Origin of the sequence: Pseudoalteromonas sp. T1lg122 (genome assembly GCF_002964825.1) — a bacterium.
GTDB lineage: Bacteria > Pseudomonadota > Gammaproteobacteria > Enterobacterales > Alteromonadaceae > Pseudoalteromonas > Pseudoalteromonas gelatinilytica.
Genome location: NZ_PQCG01000034.1, coordinates 331,381 through 351,365, shown reverse-complemented (window position 1 = coordinate 351,365; position 19,985 = coordinate 331,381). Strand labels below are relative to the sequence as shown.

Below are 19,985 nucleotides of genomic sequence, written 5' to 3'. Positions count from 1 at the left end.
TTCAAGATTAGCCGTTTATATTCAATCTATTAGATTAGTTGTTAATCGTAAAGATTTTTTAATTCAGTAGCATTACTTGTCGATTTAGCGTGCTTTGTTGCTTGGCTTAGCAAGTTGACGATTAAATTTAAATCAACGTGTTCTTCTGCTGAACTATAAAGTTTAGTGCGTAATTTAGCAATTTCATCATTAAGTTGTGTATTTTTCAGTGATGCTTGCAAACACTCGATGGCCGCAGCATTTTTACCTGTTTGCTGCTTAGCATAACGACTTAAGGCATTATAAAACGCTGAGCAATTATTTTGTTTTGCTAACTGCTTGAGCTCATTTAATGACGCCGACGACACGCTCGTAGGTAATGCTTCCGAGGTCGATTGTTGAGGGCGCTTTTTAATGTAAAGCACTAAGGTGATTAACCAAAGTCCATAGCCGACAATTGCCACGATAATAAGCCATAAAGGCGTAGTGACTTGCGTAACGGTTTGTACATCCGCAGGACCTTCACTCACCATGCTTGAACTATTGTTTTGCGGGGCAGTGATGGCAGGGGCTGTGGGAGTAAGTGGATTTGTACTTGGCACAACGGTTAATGTACGTGCTGGAATGGTGGCATAGCTAATACGATTGATTTTAGTATTAAACCAAGGCAGCTTTATTTCAGGCAATGTGTAAGTACCCGGTGTTTGCGGTAACAAAGCATAAGAAGCTGTTTGCTGAGAAATAACACGACCATCACGTACTAAGTGGTTATTTTCTTTCGCATCAGGGTAGCTTCTAAAGCCTTGCACCTGTGGCATATCGATATCTGGAAGTTGCTCTTTTGTCACACCTAACGCAGTCAAAGTAATGGTGCGAGTGATAGGGGTGCCAACTTCAACAGTGTCATCTTTTGGCTGCCATTGCTCATCAAGATTGACCAACTCACTCGGTAACCAAGCGCCTGTGTAGTTATCTGGAATTGGTTTAATTTCCACATCAACATCTTCGCCCATCGCTGAGACAGCCATTTGACGGTAGTTTTGACGAATACGGCCATTGAACACAGGAGCCGTGATAGTATTCACGCCACTTTTTTGTGGCTGTACTAAGTACTCACGGGTGATCACTAGATAGCGTTTACCATCAATTAACTCATATTCTTCAGACTGCTTGTTAATCGGTGTTAACTCAGCGTTCTCCATTTCTGGTGTAGTTAAGTTGCCATCCAGCAATTCTTTGTTGTTGTCTAAATACAATTTAACCGTATAAACACCGGCTTCTTGCACGTATAAGCTAGTTGGCTTGATGCTGGTTTTAATGAAGGCTTCTTTATTTTGTTCAGAGGTTTGGCTGCGTTTAGCCACCGTTAGCTCAATGGGTTTTGAACTAACACCGGCAACAGTAAAGGCAGGGATGGTATAAGTGCCTTCTTTACGGGTCATCAGCTTTACAGACCAGTTGGTTTGCTTGCTGATTTCACCATTAATAATATTGGTGCGAGAGCTGACACTGGTTGGCCCTACAACAAAGTCTTTTAATAACACCGAAGTGTCAGGTTGCTCGCTGTTAATAGAGTCGTCTGCTGAGATGGTTAAAACAAAAAACTCACCAGCAAGGACAGGGTTTTTATCAACACTTGCCTGTAACTGGGTGGCAGCCCAAAGCGGCGCTGCCGCGATTAGCAATAAACAACATAATAATCGCATTACCATGATTTTTCGGCTCCTCGTGGACGACGTTGATAGTTTCGTTTTTGTGCTTCTAATTGCATTTTATTTCTTAATAAGATCGCAGGATCATCGGGAACTTTGCGCAGCAGCTGGTTAAGTTGCTGAGCTTTCTCTTTCTCTTCATTAGTCAGTTCAGCAGCTTGTGCCTGCATGGCTTGTTGCTCTGCTTGCTGTTTAGCTTGTTCATCACTTTGCGAAGGCTGTGGCTGGGCATCTTGTTGCTCGGGAGCTTGCTCTGGCTGTTGTTCACCTGATTGTGACGACGTGTCTTTTTCAGATTGCATTTCAGGTTTGTTTTGCTGGTCACTTTCAGACTCGCTTTGTTCACCTTTTTGATCTGATTGCTCACCTTGCTCAGACGGTTGTTGGCCATCTTGCTGCTCACTTTGCTCAGAGTTTTCGCCTTGCTGGGAGTTTTCACCCTGTTGCTTTTGCTGGTTATCTTGCTGACCATCAGAGTTTTGTTGATCATTGTTTTGCTGTTGATCTTGTTGCTGTTGTTGTTGCTCTTGCTGCTGCAATAACTGTTCAACGAGGGCTTGGTTTTCTTTTGCCTCAGTGAAGTCATTTTTAAGCTGTTGGGCTTGCTTATACGCTTCTATGGCTTGTTCTAGCTCACCCGCCTTGGCAAGGGCATTACCGTAGTTGTAAAAGCCCGTCGCAGATTTATCTTCACTAAACGCATCCATGGCAGCTTGGTAATTACCTTGCTGGTAAAGGGCGGCGCCTTTAAGTTGCGTGTTTTCAGCTTGAGCGGCTTGTTCAAATTGATTTTGCTGGTAGGCATCAAGAGCGCGTTGGTCTTGGTTTTTAAATACCTCTGGTAATTCAGCGGCGTATACTTGTTGCTGAGGTAGGAGCATAACAAACAAAAAGCCAAGTACTAGGCTGCTACGGCGAATTAAAAATAGCGCTAACGGCAATAAAATAATCAGGCCGTAAATACCTGCATCAACTCGCCATAATGCTTGGCTTTGTTTCTCATCTTTGAGTACTTCAGCATTAGCAGTGGGGGCAAATGTTTGAATATCTTGATTACTGGTTTGATACAGTGCAAATTTGCCACCGCTATTACGTGCAAGCGCACTTAAGCGGCTGATATTTAGCGTCGGAATCACAATCTGCCCTTGCATATCTTTTAAAAAGCCACCTTCTGGTAACTTAATCGGCGCCCCTTGCTCTGTGCCGACGCCATAGACATTTAAGCGATAATTAGACTGAGCAGTAAAGCGGCTAATATCTTCTTGATCTAAGCTATCAACCCCATCGGTGACTAAAATAATATCACCATCTAAATAGCCCGCTTGTTTTAGTAAATCGTCGGCTTTTTCTAGGCCTTCAATAACATTTGAACCTTTGCTCGGCATGATATCAGGGCTTAGACTTGGGATAAGGTTAGCCAAGGTGCTGGCGTCATTGGTTAGCGGCGAAATTGTGAATGCAGAGCCTGCATAAGCGACCAATGCCGTATCACCTTCTTTGAAAAGCTCAATCATATCAAGTGCTTTAAAGCGAGCTTGAACTAACCGGCTTGGTGCGATGTCGGTACTGAACATGGAGTACGACATGTCCATCACAATGACCCGTGCATTCTTTGCTTGAAACACCGGGACTTGTTTCTTCTCAAAGCTTGGACCTGCTGTAAACACGATGGCTAACAGAGTAAATACAGCAACTAGCCAAAGCGGTTGGCTTTGTTTTTTATGATTGTCGCTCATTATAAACTGCGCCAAATGGGGCGCAATTAAATCAGCAGGGGCGCTTTTTTTGTTGCGTACCAACAGCACACTAAAAATAATCAGCGCGGGGATTAATAACCAAAGTAGGGCAGGGCGAATAAATTCAAAATCCATACTAGCTCTCCTGCTTAAATTGGCGAATAAAATTGACTAGCATTGCTAAACCGATAAATCCAAGTGCGACAAGCAGTGGAATATAAAACAATGAAATTTGTGGGCGGAACGTTTGCTCATCACTACTGATAGGCTCAAGTTTATCGAGCTCTTGGTAAATTTGCTGCAAACCGGCTACATCTTTTGCTCTAAAGTATAAGCCGCCAGTTTGCTCGGCAATGCGTTTTAGTAATGTTTCATCCAAGTTACCACCACTCATACCACCCATATTAAACAGGCTAAAGCCACGTTTACTATCTGAGCCAACCCCTATGGTATACACTTTAATGCCTTCTTCGCGGGCTAACAGTAGCGCATCTTCAGGGTCAAGGTTACCGGCGGTGTTTTGACCATCGGTTAATAGCACTACGATACGGTTACTTTCATCTTTATTAGCAAAACGTTTTACGGATAAACCTAACGCATCACCGATGGCTGTTGCTCTACCTACTAGGCCAATCTGCGCTTCGCTTAGCATTTGGCTCACAGTTTTAACATCACGTGTAAGGGGTGTTTGTAAAAATGCGGTATCGCCAAATAAAATAAGACCAAGGCGGTCACCTTGACGCTGCTCGATAAAATCACTGAGTACAGCTTTTACCATAGTGAGCCTATCTACATATTGATTATTTCGATACTCCATATCTTGCTCTGTCATCGAACCAGATAAGTCCACCGCAAGCATAATATCGCGTCCTTCATTAGGCAGCGTGATCGGTTCATCAAGCCAAGTTGGGTTTGCAATAGCGACAACCAAAGAGACCCAAACAGCCCATTCGAGAAACGAAACTTTGCGGCTATGTTGTTGTACTGCTTGATTATTTAAGCCAAGCTTAGCAAAGCCAGGAATACGTAAACGTAACTGCCCTTGTTGTTTTAAGGGCATGAAGCGGCTCAATAACCAAGGCAGTGGTAAAAGTACAAAACACCATGGCCAACTAAACTCAAACATTAATTGGCTCCTTGAGTTTAAAGTTGCTGATAGCACTGCGCAATTTAGCCCCAAGCTCAGCATTATTACTATGCTGTTGATAAAGCGGCATTAGTTCATCATAACTAAAGTTGTCGCCACTGAGCTTAGATAAACTTTCTGACCATTTAGCCAAAGGCTGAGAGGCAAGTTGGCTGTTGTAATAATGGCGAGTTAAGCGTTTTAAAATAATGTGCAGCTCTTGCGTATCCTCATCGCTGAGGGTTTTGCTTAATTTAATGGCTTGTTTTTTGGCTTTTTTAAACTGCTGGTTTTTATATAAAAGCACTAAGCCGATAATTAATAACGAACCAACTAAGGCGATGATCAGCCACCAAATTGGAGCAAGTGGCCACCATGCAACCTCGGTCGGTGCAATGACATCATGTAAGCCATCTAGCGGATTTTTTTGCATTGTTACTTTCTCACTAATTGCAGCTCAAGTGGAGTGGCTGCACTGAATGAAATTAAACTAAGCCCAGATTTTTGTAAGCGCTTTAATCTATTAGAAAACGACTCTTCGGCAGACTTAGCAAAGCGCTCGCGAAATTGCTTATCCATTAACGGTAACGCAAGCTCTTGGCCATTCGCCGACACGGTCACAGTTTGTTTAAAAGCAGGTAGCTGGTGCTCGAACGGATCGCTAATATGGCAACCAATCAATTCACAGTGTCTGCTGAGTATTTCAAGCTGTTTGAAGCTTGCTTCATCAAGCGCACTAAAATCCGAGACGATATAAACCAAGCTTCCTGGTTTTGCTAAATGATTAAGGCGTTTAAGGTTTTCGCTGAATAAGCTGGAGGCTGTTTGGTCGATATTAACCAGTGCTTGGCTGTGAATATCACATAAGTTGTGACAAAGCTTTAACACTGCTTTTTCACGTGAGGTCGGTTTTAATTCGTGATGACCTTGCTGATTAAACACCAGACCACCGATGCGATCACCTCGTTGACACGCTGACCAAGCAACCAATGCGCTGATATGCGCTGCTTGCACCGATTTTAACAGTAACTTTGAGCCAAATAGCATCGAGTTAGAAAAGTCGGTAAAGACAAAAACAGGGCGCTCTTTTTCTTCTTGAAACAGCTTAGTGTGGGTTTCGCCAGTGCGTGCAGTAACACGCCAGTCGATAGAGCGTATGTCATCACCGGCTTGGTAATGACGCACCTCGGCAAATTCCATACCGCGGCCTTTATGGGGCGCAAGGTATTGCCCAGCTAAGCTGTTTTTGATTTTTACTTTGGGCGCAAGTTCTAGCAAACGAGCTTTGGCTTTGTAATACATCAACTCTTTGAGTGATAAATTGACGCCTTGACTATGACTCGCTGCTAACCACGCCGCTGGATCAAATTGGCTCGACATAGCTTATGGTACTGCCACCAATTCTAAAATACGGCTGATCACATCGTCTTTACTGATACCATCGGCCTGTGCTTCGTAACTTAAGATAATACGGTGACGCAATACATTGTGCAGCACAGCTTGAATATCATCAGGCGCAACAAAGTCACGACCTTCTAGCCAAGCATGCGCGCGGGCACACTTATCAAGGGCAATCGTTGCACGTGGGCTTGCGCCATATTCAATCCAGCGACCAAGTTGCTCATCAAGCTCTGCAGCTTCACGAGTGGCAACAATTAACTGTACTAGGTATTTCTCAAGCGGCTCAGCTAAATACAAACCTAATATCGCTTTACGGGCAGCAAATAGCTCACTTTGACTAATTTGCTGTGTCGTAGCTTGCTTGTCAGAAATAGCCTCGCCACGGGTTAGACGTAGGATATCTAATTCGTGTTCAGCACCCGGGTAATCAATGCTCAAATGCAATAAGAAACGATCAAGCTGAGCTTCTGGTAGTGGGTAAGTGCCTTCTTGTTCTAGCGGGTTTTGGGTTGCCATAACCATAAAGAGATCAGACAGTGGATAGGTGTTTTTACCCACCGTTACTTGGCGTTCAGCCATGGCTTCAAGAAGAGCTGATTGCACTTTAGCAGGAGCACGGTTTATTTCATCTGCCAAAATTAGGTTATGAAATAACGGGCCTTTTTCAAATACGAACTCACTGGTTTGCTGGCGATAAATATCGGTACCTGTGACATCTGCAGGTAATAAGTCTGGGGTAAATTGCACACGTTGAAAGCTGCCTTCAACGCCTTTTGCTAAGGCATTCACTGCACGTGTCTTAGCAAGACCCGGAGGGCCTTCTACTAATAAATGGCCGTCTGCCAAAATCGCGATTAACAGTGCTTGAGTTAATTGTGGTTGGCCGATAATTTGCGTGTCTAGGTATGATTTTAATTGTGAAAATGCGTTAACTGCCATAATAAAAAGACTGTCCTAAAAGCGTGAGTCAAAAATTGTTTTTGTTATGCGCCAATACGTTACATTCAGTGCCGATAAATTCTTTTCGCGGTACCGTGATGGGGCGCCATCAACAAGTTATAAGGATTCAAAAGTTATAACACAAGTGTTAGACAGAAAATCCTCAAATAGTTCGTTATTTTTTAAGGATTTTTAGCCTACCATATAAATTCGGTGTTTTTTTGTAAATAGGCCGAAAAAAGCCTATGGTTGAAAACTTACTATTGGCATTCGTACACGGGTTGTTTTAGAATCAGGAAAAACAAACAGGTCAGACCTGTCAGCGGGAGAGCATAAATGTCTGAGCAAAATATACTTAAAACAGCAAAAGGCGATCGTATCGCTATCGTTAGCGGCCTGCGAACGCCATTCGCAAAGCAAGCCACAGCATTCCATCATGTACCAGCCCTTGATATGGGTAAGTTAGTTGTCAACGAAATGCTTGAGCGACTTAACTTCGATAAATCTGAAATTGACCAACTTGTATTTGGCCAAGTAGTACAAATGCCAGAAGCGCCAAATATTGCCCGTGAAATTGTATTAGGTACGGGTATGCCTGTTTCTGTTGATGCTTATTCTGTTTCGCGTGCGTGTGCGACAAGTTTCCAAGCCATTGCTAACGTAGCTGAGTCAATTATGGCAGGCTCAGTGCAAGTAGGTATCGCTGGTGGTGCTGACTCATCGTCTGTATTACCCATTGGTGTTAGCAAAAAATTAGCGGGTAGCCTTGTTGATTTAAACAAAGCACGTACGCTTGGCCAGCGTTTAAAGATTTTCTCTAAACTACGTTTAAAAGATTTACTTCCTGTTCCGCCAGCGGTCGCTGAGTACTCTACTGGTTTATCTATGGGTCAAACAGCAGAACAAATGGCAAAAACGCATAACATTAGCCGCGAAGATCAAGATGCTTTAGCACATCGCTCTCATACCCTTGCAAGCCAAGCGTGGGCAGATGGTAAACTGAAAGACGAAGTAATGACTGCCCATGTTGCGCCTTATAAGAGCTTTATTGAGCAAGATAATAATATTCGTCATAACTCAACAGTTGAAGGCTACGCGAAGTTAAAACCAGTATTTGACCGTCAACATGGTTCCGTGACTGCAGCTAACGCAACGCCATTAACCGATGGTGCCGCTGCGGTATTAATGATGAGCGAGAGTAAAGCTAAAGCATTGGGTTACAACATTTTAGGTTATGTGCGTAGCTTTGCTTTCTCAGCAATTGGTGTACATGAAGATATGCTAATGGGTCCGGCGCACTCAACGCCAATTGCCCTAGATAGAGCAGGTATCACACTAGCTGATTTAGATTTAATCGAAATGCACGAAGCATTTGCAGCGCAAACACTTGCTAACATGAAGATGTTTGCGTCAGATAAATTTGCACAAGAAAAGCTTGGTCGTAGCAAAGCGATCGGCGAAATTAACATGGACAAGTTCAATGTTTTAGGTGGCTCACTTGCATACGGTCACCCATTTGCGGCTACAGGTGCGCGCCTGATCACGCAAAGCTTACATGAACTTAATCGTCGCGGTGGCGGCTTAGCGCTTACGACTGCGTGTGCAGCGGGTGGCTTAGGCGCAGCCTTTGTATTGGAGAGTGCGTAATGACAGATTCAGTATTTAGTTTATCAGTGGCTGATGACGGCGTAGCCGTTGTAACCATTGATGTGCCGGGTGAAAAAATGAACACCCTGCGCAGTAGTTTTGCAGAAGATTTAAAAACCTTACTTAAAGACGCACAAGCGCAAGCGGTAAAAGGCATGGTATTTATCAGTGGTAAAAGCGATAACTTTATCGCTGGTGCTGATATTAAAATGCTTGATAGCGCTAATAGCCGTGAAGATGCATTAGCGTTAAGCGAAATGTGCCAGCAAGCATTTTTCGATATGAAAAAGCTGCCTTTCCCAACAGTGAGTGCCATTCATGGTGCGGCATTAGGGGGTGGTTTAGAGTTTGCTTTAGCTTGTGATTATCGCGTGTGTTCAGACAGCGATATCACTAAGCTTGGTTTGCCAGAAGTACAGTTAGGCTTATTACCTGGTGGTGGCGGTACTCAGCGCTTACCTAAATTAGTTGGTCTACAAAAAGCACTTGAGTGGATGCTTACTGGTAAGCAAGTACGTGCCAAGCAAGCGAAGAAAACAGGCTTAGTAAATGATTGTGTTCCACACAGTGTATTACTTGACGTTGCTAAAGAGTTTGCCCTGAAAGGTAAGGCAAAGGTCACGAAACCAAAGCTAGACCGTTTAAGCCAATTACTTGAGTCAAACCCATTTGGTCGCAATATTATTTTCAAAAAAGCACAAGAAAACGTACTGAAGAAAACAGGCGGTCACTACCCAGCACCTTTAGCAATTATTAAAGCGGTTCGTGCAAGTGTTGAACTTGATCAATTAAAAGCATACAAAACTGAAGCTGAAGGCTTTGCCACGCTGGTAATGAGCGATGAGTCAAAAGCATTACGCGGTATTTTCTTTGCAACCACTGAAATGAAAAAAGAGTGGCGCAATGATGATGCACCAGCAATCGCTAAAGCGGCAGTATTAGGTGGCGGCCTAATGGGCGCGGGTATTGCCCATGTTAGTGCTGTAAAAGCCGGTGTTCCAGTGCGCATTAAAGATGTGGCTGAAAAGGGCATCAGCAATGCAATGAACTACAGCTATAAAATTTTAGATAAAAAGCAAAAGCGTCGTATTTTATCTAAAGCAGAGCTACAACAAACCATGAACCGCATTACCGGTACTACCGATTACAGTGGCTTTAAACACATTGATATCGTTATCGAAGCAGTGTTTGAAGATCTTGCTTTAAAGCAAGGTATGGTGGCTGATGTTGAACGTGAATGCCAAGACAACACTATTTTTGCAAGTAATACCTCGTCATTACCGATTGCACAAATTGCTGCGGATGCAGCACGCCCAGAAAATGTAATTGGTCTGCATTACTTCTCACCAGTTGAGAAAATGCCACTTGTTGAGATCATTCCTCATGCTGGTACGTCTGAAGAAACCATCGCTCGCGTCGTTAACTTTGCCCGTAAGCAAGGTAAAACACCGATTGTGGTTAAAGACATGGCTGGTTTCTATGTAAACCGTATCTTAGCGCCTTATGTCAATGAAGCGGCTAATTTACTGCTTGCAGGTGAGCCGATTGAAAAGATTGACCAAGCTTTAGTAGAGTTTGGTTTCCCGGTAGGGCCTTTAGCGTTACTTGATGAAGTAGGGATTGATATCGGTTCTAAAATTGCGCCAATCCTTGAAAAAGAATTGGGCGAGCGCTTTAAAGCCCCGGATGCCTTCAATCGCTTAATCGACTCTAAGCGTTTAGGTCGTAAGACTGGCCGTGGTTTTTATCTTTATGACAAGAAAGATAAAAAAGTGGATGAGTCAGTATACGAGCTTCTTGGTGTTACGCCATCACCTCGTTTAAACAAGAGCGAAATTGCTAAACGTTGTGTTGCGCAAATGCTAAACGAAGCGGTACGCTGTTTAGATGATGGCATTATTGCAAGCCCGCGTGATGGTGATATTGGCGCAATTTTTGGTATCGGTTTTCCACCATTCTTAGGTGGCCCATTTAGCTATATGGATAAACTGGGTGCAGCACAAGTGAGCTCAGAAATGGCGACTTTTGCTAACTACAACCCAATTTTCACACCTTGCGATACGTTAAAAGCAATGGCTGAAAAGGGTGATCGTTTTTACCAAGAAGAAAGCGAAGAGCCGGCAGTAGCTGAAATCGCGCCAGTCGATCCGGTTGAAGTAACCAAAGAAGTGGTCGAAGACGAGCAAGCGTCAGAAGCCGCGGATACAGAAACGACCAAAAGCTAATTCTTTAAATTGATTAGTTAATATAAAAGCCCTGCTCATTGAGCGGGGCTTTTTGTTTCGATATTGGCCATAAGTGGTATTTAACTCGTGAAGTCGGTTTGTTATAACTAGGTTTATTTACAAAGCGATTAATCACCATGACTCTCACCACTGCGCGATTAACATTACGGCTATTAAATGCCGATGACTGGCCATTGTTTTATACTTTGCATAATGATGCCGAAGTTATAGCTAAATGCTTCGATAAGCCCTCAGAGGCGCAGTTACGTGCTAAGTTTAATGAACGTTTAAAGCCTTGGCAGCCAAATACGAATTCACCACTTTGTTTAGTTATTGTTGAAACCAGTACCGGTAAAGAGGTGGGTGTAACTGGCTTTACCTCATCAACAGTGCCAGATAGTCAAGAGGTTGGTTATTTGCTACTGCCTAATTTTCATGGTCGTGGCTATGCTACAGAGTCTTTGCAAGCAGTGCTTAATTACGCCACATCAGAGCATGCGGTGCGTGAATTTAAAGCGGTTGTCACCGAGGGTAATATCGGTTCGGAAAAAGTACTTGAGAAGTGTGGTTTTCAGTTAGTCGAGAAGCAGCTAGATGCGTATGCCATTGGCGGCGTTTTGTATACCGATCATCATTTTCATTTAAGTTGCACTGATCACAGAGTGTGATCAGTGCGCAATTTTACAGATGAAGCGCAATCGCTTTTCTGTCTTTTTCTGGCATATTCGCAACCACTAAATCAAACGAATTATCGATCATTCGTTCAATCTCTCCTTGTGGTACGGTGCCATCTAAAATAACCGTATTCCATAAACGTTTGTTCATGTGATAACCCGGGATCACCGACGGGAAAATATCACGCAGTGCTTGGGCTTCATCTGGATCGCATTTCAGATTTAGCCACCATACAAGATTACCTTCATCGTCTGTTTGACCTTCTTTGCCCTCGGCAAGGGTAGCAAACATTTTATGATTCACCTTGTAAACGTCGACATCTTGGCCAAATGGTTGGGTGATCATCACCAATGGCTTTTTCATTAAATACTCGTGTACTGTGTGTTGATTCATGATCCAATCCTTGAAGTCATTTTTCGTAGTTATAAACATAGCAGCTTTTTCGTAGTTTGGAGACAACTATTGTCATAATTTGCTGAAAAATCGAATAAATAACGGGCATGAGTGAAAACTGCAAATTTTTATTGAACAAAAGCCATTACGTGGTAAATTTCTGTCATCAAAAAACGATAGGAATACACCCATGCCTAAGGCAAGTGAAGTTAAAAAAGGCGCCGCTATCGAGCATAACGGCCGTGTTTTAGTAGTTAAAGATATTCAACGTTCTGTACCACAGGGTCGTGCTGGTGGTAGTTTATACCGCATGCGTTTATACGATGTAGTAACAGGCGGTAAAGTTGATGAAACTTTTAAAGACAGCGACATGCTAAAGCTAGCTGACTTAACTCGTCGTGAAGCAATGTTCTCTTACATTGATGGAGACGAATATGTTTTTATGGATAACGAAGATTACACGCCTTACAACCTAAATAAAGAAGCGATCAGTGAAGAAGTTTTATTCGTTAATGAAGAAACTCAAGGTCTTCACGTTATTGTGATTGATGGTGCTCCGGTTGGTTTAGATTTACCATCAAGTGTTGAACTTGTTGTAGAAGAAACTGACCCTTCAATCAAAGGTGCTTCTGCAAGTGCTCGTTCTAAACCTGCGCGTTTAACAACAGGTTTAACAATTCAAGTTCCTGAGCATATTTCGACAGGCGATCGTATTCGTATCAACACTGTTGAACAAAAATTTATGGGTCGTGCAGAAAAATAATTCTGAGGCTCTTAAAAACCGGCTTAATGCCGGTTTTTTTGTTTTATTTGTAACGTGCTCATAACAAAATTCATTGAAAAAGGAACGAAAAACGCGCATTATTATTAGCTTACGAAAACAATAATAAATACCAGTAGTAGATTAATGTTAAACCACGGATTGGAAAACAGAGAATACATCAAACTCCCCGAAGGCGTTGATATCGCCATCACTCCCGCCGGCGTTGTTGCGCGAAGCTATGCTTACATTATCGATTTTCTTATCCGTAGTTTGGTTTTACTTGCTGTGGGTACTGTATTGGCATTTTTTGGCGATGCAGGGCAAGGACTTATATTAATTGCTTACTTTTTAATTTCATGGGGCTATAACATCCTGTTTGAAATGGAAAGTGGCCAAACGCCAGGTAAAAAACGCCTTAAAATCCGTGTTGTACAAGACAATGGCTTACCAGCAAGCTTCTCGCAAATAGTGGTGCGTAACTTACTACGCCCTGCCGATATGCTGCCGATAGGCTACTTCTTGGGTCTTGTGGTGATGTTGTTTAACAACCGCTTTAAACGCATTGGTGATTGGGCGGCAGGCACCATGGTTATTTACGACGATGAGTTAGCCGCACGGCCTGAATTATCTCAAGGTGAAGTGCATATTCCGACCATTAGCTTAACCACCGAAGAGCAATTAGCCGTGCTTGCTTTTGCTGAACGTCATGATGAATTATCTGATGCAAGACGCCGTGAATTAGCTGCAATTTTAGCCGCTCCTTTTTCTGCCGCAGAGCATGAGATTGAGGCGCAGCTCGTTAGTTACGCACGCCACTTTGCTGGCCAAGTACAAAATAATAATGATTACCCACAGCCGGAGGGTAAACAATGAAGCAAACTCAATTTGTAAAATCAAATAGCCTCAGTTGGGACGAGTTTGAGGCGCTTTGTGAGCAAAATAGTGCAAAGTCTTTACCTGTTAATTTTCCTAATTTGTATCGCAAAGTCTGTAATGATTTAGCTATTGCCCAAAGTCGTCAATACAGCCCTGTGTTGATTGAGCAAATAAACAGGCTGGTGCAGTTAGGACAAAAGCGCCTTTATTTATCTCGAAATAATCAATTCTCTGAAATATGGCATGTGGCACGCACGGCATTTCCGCGTGCACTGTATGAAAATCGTTTCATGCTTGGCATTAACTTATTGGCATTTTGGGGATTGGCCTTAATTGCTTTTATTTGGGTGACAATCGACCCTGATGCCGCGTATACATTTTTAGGGCAAAGCACCGTTCTTAATATCGAACAAATGTATAACCCAAGTGGTAGTGTTCAATCAGCAGAGCGCGGTGCATCACAAGATCTGATGATGTTCGGGGTCTATATCTACAATAACATTGGCATTGCATTTCAGATGTTTGCAGGTGGCGTGTTGTTTTGTGTTGGCGCTGCTTTTTTCTTGTTGTTCAATAGTTTTTATTTTGGTGCCGTTGCGGCTCACATTGTGAATGTTGGATTTGAAGGGCCGTTTTTCTCGTTTGTGATCACCCATGGCTCGTTTGAGTTAACCGCTATCATTATTGCTTCAGCGGCGGGGTGTCAAATAGGCTACGGCTTGTTAAATCCAGGGCAGTATACCCGTGCATATGCGATGAAACAGGCTGCACAAAAAGCACTTCCGCTCATTGTTGGCGCATTTTTGATGTTAGTCATTGCCGCTTTTATCGAAGCATTTTGGTCACCTCGTGATATTGCTAACGAAATTAAATATTTAGTTGGCAGCGGTTGTTGGGCCTATGTCATTTTTCGCTTATACAGGGGAATGCGCTATGGAGCTTAATCGTCTTAGCTTCAATCCGCGCAAGCGCAGTGCTTACGAGACCTTTGATTTAACCGTGTTGTTAGTTAAGCAGCATGCTATGGCGTTGGTCTCTTTATATTTGATGATGGCCGTGCCTGTATTTCTGATTGTTAGCCTCTTAGTGAATTGGGGCATAGGTGGCTTTGTTGTTTGGTGGCTTAAACCTGTATTTGAGCGACCTTTACTCGATTACATGTCAAAAGCGGTTTTCAATCAGCCAGTCAACATAATGAGTAGCTTAAAGTCACTCAAGCAGTTAAAAATCGCTGATATGCTAGCGCATTTAACCGTTTTTAGGCTCAGCCCAAACAGAGCATTTTTAGCCCCTGTAGAACAACTCGAGCGACTATCAGGCGAGCGCAAAACTAAGCGTAAGCGAGTTTTATTTGCTTCAACTAAGCCAAAACAAACATTATGGATGCTGTTTTGTGTGCATTTTGAATTCATCATTTTAATGGGGATATCGGCGCTGACGATTGCGCTTGTGCCCCATTCATTTTCTGCACAAGAAGCGATGTATCAGCTATTCGAAGCGCCAATCTGGGTTGAGATAGCATTTAACTTTATCTATATCATCAGTATCTCGTTAGTCGCACCGTTATTTGTAACAGGTGGTTTCCTTGCTTATTTACACCGCCGTGTCGAACTAGAAGGCTGGGATATAGAGCTGGCTTTTAAAAATATTCGCACCCGTCTTGCAGGCGTCGTCAGTGCCGTGACGCTATTTATACTGACAACGTTTTCGTTACAGCCATCAACAAGCTATGCAGAGCAAATCGATAAGCAAGCGGTAAAAGAGCAAGTTACTGCTCTTTATAATGAGCCTAATGTCATTGAAACTGAGACCACGTGGGTGCCCAATATCGAAGCAAAAGACAGCTCATCAGAGAGTGATTGGTCTTGGCTTATCGATGTGTTTACTGCGATTGGTGAAGTGTTTGGCATATTTGTTTGGGTACTGGTCGGTTTATTAGTCATTTGGTTGGTTTATTACCTGATGCAAAAGCGCGGTTTTTTTGCAAATTTAAGCTTACCAGAACGTACTAAAGTAAATGAAGAGCCAGTGATCCCCACTTTATTTGCTGAAATTAAAAGCAAAGATTTACCGACTGATTTAATTGCCGCAGCAAAGCAGTGTTTTGAGCAAGGTGAGCACCGCTTGGCACTGGCATATTTGCTTCATCATGCGCTGAGTTGGGCACAGCAACAACATGAAGTGCGCTTGCACCGCTCGATGACTGAGCGCGAATGTAAACGTGCAATTGATGCAAGAGTGCCAAACCAAGGACAAGCGATTTTTGCCCGCTTATTTTCTGCGTGGATCACGGTTGCTTGGGGTCATAAAACCCCTGATATCGACTTTATCGAGCTGACTGAGCAAGTTACTACTATGACAGCAAAGACTAAGGAGCAAGCCCATGAAGCTTAAAGTTGTGCTCATAGCGGTGCTAGTGGTGTTTAGCTTATTTGTTATTGCTGGTATTGCTTCTTTAGATTGGCAGAAAAAAGAAATAGAAATTGGCTTTCATAGTGATGTGGCAAAAGATAACTTCACGATGGCTAAGCGGCTACTTAAAGCCAATGGTATCGATTGGAATAAAAACAAACGCTTGGCAGAACAAGCACAAAGTGATGAGTTAAACATTGACCCGCAAAGTATCTTAATTTTGGATGAGGCGGTGCTTGCTGACTCTTACCAGTTAGATGTACAGCTTGCTGATTGGGTTGGTGAGGGCGGACGTTTAATTTATGTATTAAACAGGCAGCGCGATGAGCTGGCGATTGATAGCACGGTATTTTTTAGTCAGCTTGGCATCAATGTAGAAAGCCAAGAAGATGTGTTTGAATATGATTTTGCGATGCTCAAAGAAGGGAATAAAAATAGTACGCTGTCAATCGATGAAAACACTCAGCTTGACCTTGAGCTAAGCCGTGCCTTTTTTATTGAAAACTGCCCAGGTGTGAGTACCAATAATGATAATGGCGACACCCTGATGTGTGACTTTGCATTTGGTCAAGGTCGGATCATCGTGATGCCCTCATTATTACCTTTTACCAATTATCGACTTCGCCATCTTGATCATGGCAGCTTATTACTTTGGTTAAGTAAAGGGGCTGAAAAAGTAACCTATGTACCTTATCTAACTTACCCAAATTGGTTTGCCAAATTATGGCACTGGAGCTGGCAATGTGTGGTGACGTTGCTGTTATTGATTGTGCTTGCAGTGTGGCATATCAGTAGTCGCATCGGCCGCTCTTATGCACCTGACTTTGACATAAAAACCAGCTTTAATCAGCATATCCGTGCAGTGGCGAGCTTTTATTCTGAGCATGGTCACGAAGCCGTGTTATTTGCTGCACTCAAGAAAGACTTTTACGCCAAAGTTGAATCGCGGGTACCTAATTTTAAAATGCTCAGTGTAGAAAAGCAGGCGCAGATCATCGCTAGTTTAACTCATTTTGAAAAACAACAAGTGGCTCAACTACTTGCTAGCAAGTTTCCTGAGTCAAAAGAACAACGAACAGAATATATAAAACGATTCAAACAATTAAGGAATGCCTTATGAGCACGGAATTGGACACTAATCGCATGAGCTTAGTTGAGGCAGCTGATGCAGTAAAACAAGTAAAGCATAACATTTCGCGTGTGTTAGTCGGTCAAGATGCCATTGTTGAAGATGTGCTTACCGTGCTATTTGCAGGTGGCCATGTGTTACTTGAAGGGGTTCCTGGGCTTGGTAAAACGCTATTGGTTAGAGCCCTAGCAAAAAGCTTAAATGTGGACTTCTCACGCGTGCAATTTACGCCGGATTTAATGCCATCGGATGTTGTTGGCCATAGTTTGTATGACATGAAATCAGGTGAGTTTAATATTAAAAAAGGTCCCGCTTTTACTAATATTTTGCTGGCTGATGAAATCAACCGTGCACCAGCTAAAACGCAATCAGCCCTCCTTGAGGTGATGCAAGAGCAACAAATCACCATTGATGGCGAGTCATTATCTATTGATTCACCATTTATGGTATTAGCCACTCAAAACCCATTAGATCAAGAAGGGACTTACCCACTGCCTGAGGCTGAATTAGACCGCTTTATGATGAAAGTGGAGCTTGGTTTTCCTTCTCATGAATCGGAAGTTGAGCTTTTAAAACTGAATACACAGATTGTTTCTAATGAAACCAAAGTAGAGCAGCTGCCAGCAGTCTTGGATGCTAAGCGTATTGCAGACATTAAACAGCTTTGTGCAGATATCTTAGTGGACGAACAAATACTGAATTATGCCGTCGATATCGTGCGTAGTTCACGAACGTGGCAAGGCGTGCTGCACGGCGCAGGGTTACGTGCCTCAATTAATATCATTAAAGCCGCAAAAGTAATGGCATTAATGAATGGCCGTGACTTTGTAACCCCAGATGACGTGAAGTCAGTGTCAGTGAATATTTTAAGACACCGATTAATTTTATCAGCTGATTTGGAGCTGGAAGGGGTGTCATTTGATGAAGTGATCAGTGCCATTTTAGCCAGTGTTGAAGCGCCGCGCTCATGAAACGCATCAAGCATAGACCTGCAAAACGCTTAGTGCAATTAACCGCTTTGTTGCTGTTATTCTTGCTTGTCTGTGCCATTGCATCGGTTGACAGCTTAGTGCTAACGGCCTTGTTAATAGTGCCCTTATTGGTCGCATTTGTCGATTATATGGCGGCGAAGTCAGAGCCTTTACTTGAAGTAAGTGCACAAACGAGTCTCAACATGGCTTTGTATCGACGCCAAGTATTGCAGGTCGTGATTAAAAATAAAGCGAAGCATGCGACGATGTTAGATGTCAGCGTTCATTTGAGTAATGCAATTGAGCTGCAAAAGCCACAGCAAACGGTGTTTATAGATGCTATGCAGCAAGCAAAGCAGAGCTTTAGTTTACGTGCTCACAAACGAGGCGATGCGCAGATCAGTGCCATTGAACTTAGGGTCGGGTCGCCATTTGGCCTTTGGCAAACAAACTGGTTAGCTGCGCAAGCGATTCAATTAAAAGTGTATCCCGATTTTAGCCGTGTTACCTCAAAGCAACATTTAAGTGGCGTAGTGAATAAGCCTATTTCAGGTTTAAAACTCACTAAGAAGCGCGGTGATGGTATTGAGTTTCAGCAGTTACGTGAATACCGCCAAGGTGATAGTGTTAGGCAGATAGATTGGCAGGCGACCAGTAAGCGTCGAAAACTCATTTCTCGTGAGTATCAAGAAGAGCAAAACCAACACGTCATTGTGATGCTCGATGCCTCCAAAAAAATGGCCATAGAAGCCAATGAGGGCAGCCACTTTGATCATGCTTTAAATGCATTATTACTGCTGTCGCACACAGTTTTAAAGCAAGGTGACTGGTTTAGCATGCAAAGCTTTAACCAAAACCTGCGCTGGTTACCCGATGTAAAAGGCGCACAGAATGTATCACGGGTAATGAATCACTTTTATGATCTATATCCAGATAAGAGCAGCAGTGACTATTTAGTGGCTGTGAACCAATTAATCGCTAAACGCAGTAAACGGTCTTTAGTGTTATTAGTGACCACCCTTGATGAGCAAAGTATTGATGAGTTGATGCCTGCAATTAAGCTATTACAAAAACACCACTTAGTTGCGCTTATTAATATTAACAATCGTGCCGTGAGTGAAGTGCTCGATGAGCCTATTGAAAAGTACGAAGATGCAACCAGCTATTGTGCAGCATTAGCGCTGTTAAATTCACATAAAGCCAATATGGCAAAGCTGAAAAAACAAGGGGTGATAGCCATAGACTGTAACCCTGAGCAGCTACTACCGCATGTGCTTAACACCTATTTAAATGTGAAGCACTCCGGGGCATTGTAATACTAGCTAGCAATAAAAAAGGCATTGAATTCAATGCCTTTTTTAATAAATAACGAAATCTATGAAACGATTATTTCTGATTATCAATAGCTTCGTTGATTTTGTATTGGAAATAAATAACGTTAAAGAAAAACGTTAAAATACCACCTAAATGAACTGGTTCATTGCTGCCTTCATTAATCAACTCTTTAATTGATGTACGAAGAGAGAAAACTAATACAATCCCAACAACAAAAGAAGCCAGCGAAACAAGCGCAGATAAACCTTCTGGAATAGATGTGAATGCTAAACCAATGTTAATTGCGTAGAGGGCAACATAGCCATAAACTAGGTTTTGACTTACCTTATGTTTAGCTAGCGTATTTGCTTGATTGGTCCGGCTTACTAGCCAGTATACGGCGTAAATACCAAATGTGAAAAGGCATAAAAAGAACACGCCCCAAGCAGAGAAGCGGTCAAAGTTTAAAATAGGTCTATTACCGCTGGTATTTTGCTGAGTAAGCTCAGCTTCTGGTGCTTCATAAATGTTAGCTGATTCTTCAGACATAACGATTCCTCATAATTATTTTTGTATATTCCTTTGTGCAAATTGCACGTACCGATAATAGCAGTGAGCTTGGTTTTTGTACATCATTTCAACAGCCTAGAAAGTAAGGCCAAGTAGCATCAAGGTCAGTATAAATAA

General features: G+C 42.7%; 18 protein-coding genes. 10 read left to right on the top strand and 8 right to left on the bottom strand.

The genetic code is table 11. The features are described from left to right. Positions 1 to 41 precede the first annotated feature (41 nt). The 6 genes from C2M33_RS19740 to C2M33_RS19715 are packed head-to-tail and all read right to left on the bottom strand — an operon-like array spanning position 42 to position 6,893. Positions 42 to 1,691: a BatD family protein gene (locus C2M33_RS19740; protein WP_105175228.1), complete on the bottom strand. Its 1,650-nt coding sequence runs from the start codon at positions 1,689 to 1,691 to the stop codon at positions 42 to 44. Next, complete coding sequence (locus C2M33_RS19735; protein ID WP_063706674.1) at positions 1,685 to 3,562, bottom strand: vWA domain-containing protein; 1,878 nt, start codon at positions 3,560 to 3,562, stop codon at positions 1,685 to 1,687. Before C2M33_RS19735 ends, C2M33_RS19740 begins: the two co-directional genes overlap by 7 nt. Before the next feature lies 1 nt (position 3,563). Beyond that, positions 3,564 to 4,553: a vWA domain-containing protein gene (locus C2M33_RS19730; protein ID WP_105175227.1), complete on the bottom strand. Its 990-nt coding sequence runs from the start codon at positions 4,551 to 4,553 to the stop codon at positions 3,564 to 3,566. Next, positions 4,546 to 4,986: a DUF4381 domain-containing protein gene (locus tag C2M33_RS19725; protein WP_063706678.1), complete on the bottom strand. Its 441-nt coding sequence runs from the start codon at positions 4,984 to 4,986 to the stop codon at positions 4,546 to 4,548. The genes C2M33_RS19730 and C2M33_RS19725 overlap by 8 nt, the downstream gene beginning before the upstream one ends. Before the next feature lie 2 nt (positions 4,987 to 4,988). Continuing rightward, positions 4,989 to 5,933, bottom strand: coding sequence for a DUF58 domain-containing protein (locus tag C2M33_RS19720; protein WP_199776380.1), 945 nt, complete (start codon positions 5,931 to 5,933; stop codon positions 4,989 to 4,991). Between the two features lie 3 nt (positions 5,934 to 5,936). Then, the gene (locus tag C2M33_RS19715; protein ID WP_054553219.1) at positions 5,937 to 6,893 is read right to left on the bottom strand and encodes an AAA family ATPase; all 957 of its coding nucleotides are present in this window, start codon (positions 6,891 to 6,893) and stop codon (positions 5,937 to 5,939) included. Positions 6,894 to 7,229: 336 nt separating this feature from the next. Here C2M33_RS19715 and fadI point away from each other — a divergent pair, with 336 nt between their 5' ends. The 3 genes from fadI to C2M33_RS19700 all read left to right on the top strand — a co-directional run bounded on the left by fadI (position 7,230) and on the right by C2M33_RS19700 (position 11,433). Continuing rightward, a complete protein-coding gene (gene fadI / locus C2M33_RS19710; RefSeq protein WP_063529462.1) occupies positions 7,230 to 8,540 on the top strand; it encodes an acetyl-CoA C-acyltransferase FadI in 1,311 nt (436 codons plus the stop codon). Beyond that, positions 8,540 to 10,765 (top strand): fatty acid oxidation complex subunit alpha FadJ, encoded by a 2,226-nt coding sequence (fadJ, locus tag C2M33_RS19705; RefSeq protein WP_105175226.1) that lies wholly within the window; start codon positions 8,540 to 8,542, stop codon positions 10,763 to 10,765. Before fadI ends, fadJ begins: the two co-directional genes overlap by 1 nt. A 137-nt stretch (positions 10,766 to 10,902) precedes the next feature. Then, positions 10,903 to 11,433 carry a GNAT family N-acetyltransferase gene (locus tag C2M33_RS19700; RefSeq protein ID WP_063706685.1) on the top strand — a complete coding sequence of 177 codons (531 nt, stop codon included), beginning with the start codon at positions 10,903 to 10,905 and terminating at the stop codon, positions 11,431 to 11,433. 13 nt (positions 11,434 to 11,446) lie between these two features. Here the strand turns inward: C2M33_RS19700 and C2M33_RS19695 are convergent, their stop codons facing one another. Continuing rightward, the gene (locus C2M33_RS19695; protein WP_063706687.1) at positions 11,447 to 11,833 is read right to left on the bottom strand and encodes an MmcQ/YjbR family DNA-binding protein; all 387 of its coding nucleotides are present in this window, start codon (positions 11,831 to 11,833) and stop codon (positions 11,447 to 11,449) included. Positions 11,834 to 12,023: 190 nt separating this feature from the next. Between C2M33_RS19695 and efpL the strand changes: the two genes are divergently transcribed. The 7 genes from efpL (at position 12,024) to C2M33_RS19660 (ending at position 19,300) form a co-directional block, all read left to right on the top strand. After that, a complete protein-coding gene (gene efpL, locus C2M33_RS19690; protein WP_063706689.1) occupies positions 12,024 to 12,596 on the top strand; it encodes an elongation factor P-like protein EfpL in 573 nt (190 codons plus the stop codon). A gap of 144 nt (positions 12,597 to 12,740) precedes the next feature. Then, positions 12,741 to 13,469: an RDD family protein gene (locus tag C2M33_RS19685; protein ID WP_105175225.1), complete on the top strand. Its 729-nt coding sequence runs from the start codon at positions 12,741 to 12,743 to the stop codon at positions 13,467 to 13,469. Further along, positions 13,466 to 14,416: a stage II sporulation protein M gene (locus C2M33_RS19680; RefSeq protein ID WP_105175224.1), complete on the top strand. Its 951-nt coding sequence runs from the start codon at positions 13,466 to 13,468 to the stop codon at positions 14,414 to 14,416. Before C2M33_RS19685 ends, C2M33_RS19680 begins: the two co-directional genes overlap by 4 nt. Then, on the top strand, positions 14,406 to 15,866 hold the full coding sequence (locus tag C2M33_RS19675) for a hypothetical protein (RefSeq protein WP_105175223.1): 1,461 nt from the start codon (positions 14,406 to 14,408) through the stop codon (positions 15,864 to 15,866). The genes C2M33_RS19680 and C2M33_RS19675 overlap by 11 nt, the downstream gene beginning before the upstream one ends. Continuing rightward, on the top strand, positions 15,856 to 17,004 hold the full coding sequence (locus C2M33_RS19670; RefSeq protein ID WP_105175222.1) for a DUF4350 domain-containing protein: 1,149 nt from the start codon (positions 15,856 to 15,858) through the stop codon (positions 17,002 to 17,004). The genes C2M33_RS19675 and C2M33_RS19670 overlap by 11 nt, the downstream gene beginning before the upstream one ends. Beyond that, positions 17,001 to 17,984: an AAA family ATPase gene (locus C2M33_RS19665; protein WP_063706698.1), complete on the top strand. Its 984-nt coding sequence runs from the start codon at positions 17,001 to 17,003 to the stop codon at positions 17,982 to 17,984. The genes C2M33_RS19670 and C2M33_RS19665 overlap by 4 nt, the downstream gene beginning before the upstream one ends. Further along, entirely contained in the window at positions 17,981 to 19,300 is a 1,320-nt protein-coding gene (locus C2M33_RS19660) for a DUF58 domain-containing protein (protein ID WP_063706700.1), read from the top strand. Before C2M33_RS19665 ends, C2M33_RS19660 begins: the two co-directional genes overlap by 4 nt. A gap of 70 nt (positions 19,301 to 19,370) precedes the next feature. Here C2M33_RS19660 and C2M33_RS19655 read toward each other — a convergent pair whose 3' ends face one another. Beyond that, positions 19,371 to 19,847: a DUF4234 domain-containing protein gene (locus C2M33_RS19655; RefSeq protein WP_063706703.1), complete on the bottom strand. Its 477-nt coding sequence runs from the start codon at positions 19,845 to 19,847 to the stop codon at positions 19,371 to 19,373. Positions 19,848 to 19,985: the final 138 nt, after the last annotated feature.

What these genes read in the sequence shown, in the direction of transcription:
- C2M33_RS19740 (WP_105175228.1), bottom strand. Translation starts at nt 1,691, where the DNA reads ATGGTAATGCGATTATTATGTTGTTTATTGCTAATCGCGGCAGCGCCG.
- C2M33_RS19735 (WP_063706674.1), bottom strand. Translation starts at nt 3,562, where the DNA reads ATGGATTTTGAATTTATTCGCCCTGCCCTACTTTGGTTATTAATCCCC.
- C2M33_RS19730 (WP_105175227.1), bottom strand. Translation starts at nt 4,553, where the DNA reads ATGTTTGAGTTTAGTTGGCCATGGTGTTTTGTACTTTTACCACTGCCT.
- C2M33_RS19725 (WP_063706678.1), bottom strand. Translation starts at nt 4,986, where the DNA reads ATGCAAAAAAATCCGCTAGATGGCTTACATGATGTCATTGCACCGACC.
- C2M33_RS19720 (WP_199776380.1), bottom strand. Translation starts at nt 5,933, where the DNA reads ATGTCGAGCCAATTTGATCCAGCGGCGTGGTTAGCAGCGAGTCATAGT.
- C2M33_RS19715 (WP_054553219.1), bottom strand. Translation starts at nt 6,893, where the DNA reads ATGGCAGTTAACGCATTTTCACAATTAAAATCATACCTAGACACGCAA.
- fadI (WP_063529462.1), top strand. Translation starts at nt 7,230, where the DNA reads ATGTCTGAGCAAAATATACTTAAAACAGCAAAAGGCGATCGTATCGCT.
- fadJ (WP_105175226.1), top strand. Translation starts at nt 8,540, where the DNA reads ATGACAGATTCAGTATTTAGTTTATCAGTGGCTGATGACGGCGTAGCC.
- C2M33_RS19700 (WP_063706685.1), top strand. Translation starts at nt 10,903, where the DNA reads ATGACTCTCACCACTGCGCGATTAACATTACGGCTATTAAATGCCGAT.
- C2M33_RS19695 (WP_063706687.1), bottom strand. Translation starts at nt 11,833, where the DNA reads ATGAATCAACACACAGTACACGAGTATTTAATGAAAAAGCCATTGGTG.
- efpL (WP_063706689.1), top strand. Translation starts at nt 12,024, where the DNA reads ATGCCTAAGGCAAGTGAAGTTAAAAAAGGCGCCGCTATCGAGCATAAC.
- C2M33_RS19685 (WP_105175225.1), top strand. Translation starts at nt 12,741, where the DNA reads ATGTTAAACCACGGATTGGAAAACAGAGAATACATCAAACTCCCCGAA.
- C2M33_RS19680 (WP_105175224.1), top strand. Translation starts at nt 13,466, where the DNA reads ATGAAGCAAACTCAATTTGTAAAATCAAATAGCCTCAGTTGGGACGAG.
- C2M33_RS19675 (WP_105175223.1), top strand. Translation starts at nt 14,406, where the DNA reads ATGGAGCTTAATCGTCTTAGCTTCAATCCGCGCAAGCGCAGTGCTTAC.
- C2M33_RS19670 (WP_105175222.1), top strand. Translation starts at nt 15,856, where the DNA reads ATGAAGCTTAAAGTTGTGCTCATAGCGGTGCTAGTGGTGTTTAGCTTA.
- C2M33_RS19665 (WP_063706698.1), top strand. Translation starts at nt 17,001, where the DNA reads ATGAGCACGGAATTGGACACTAATCGCATGAGCTTAGTTGAGGCAGCT.
- C2M33_RS19660 (WP_063706700.1), top strand. Translation starts at nt 17,981, where the DNA reads ATGAAACGCATCAAGCATAGACCTGCAAAACGCTTAGTGCAATTAACC.
- C2M33_RS19655 (WP_063706703.1), bottom strand. Translation starts at nt 19,847, where the DNA reads ATGTCTGAAGAATCAGCTAACATTTATGAAGCACCAGAAGCTGAGCTT.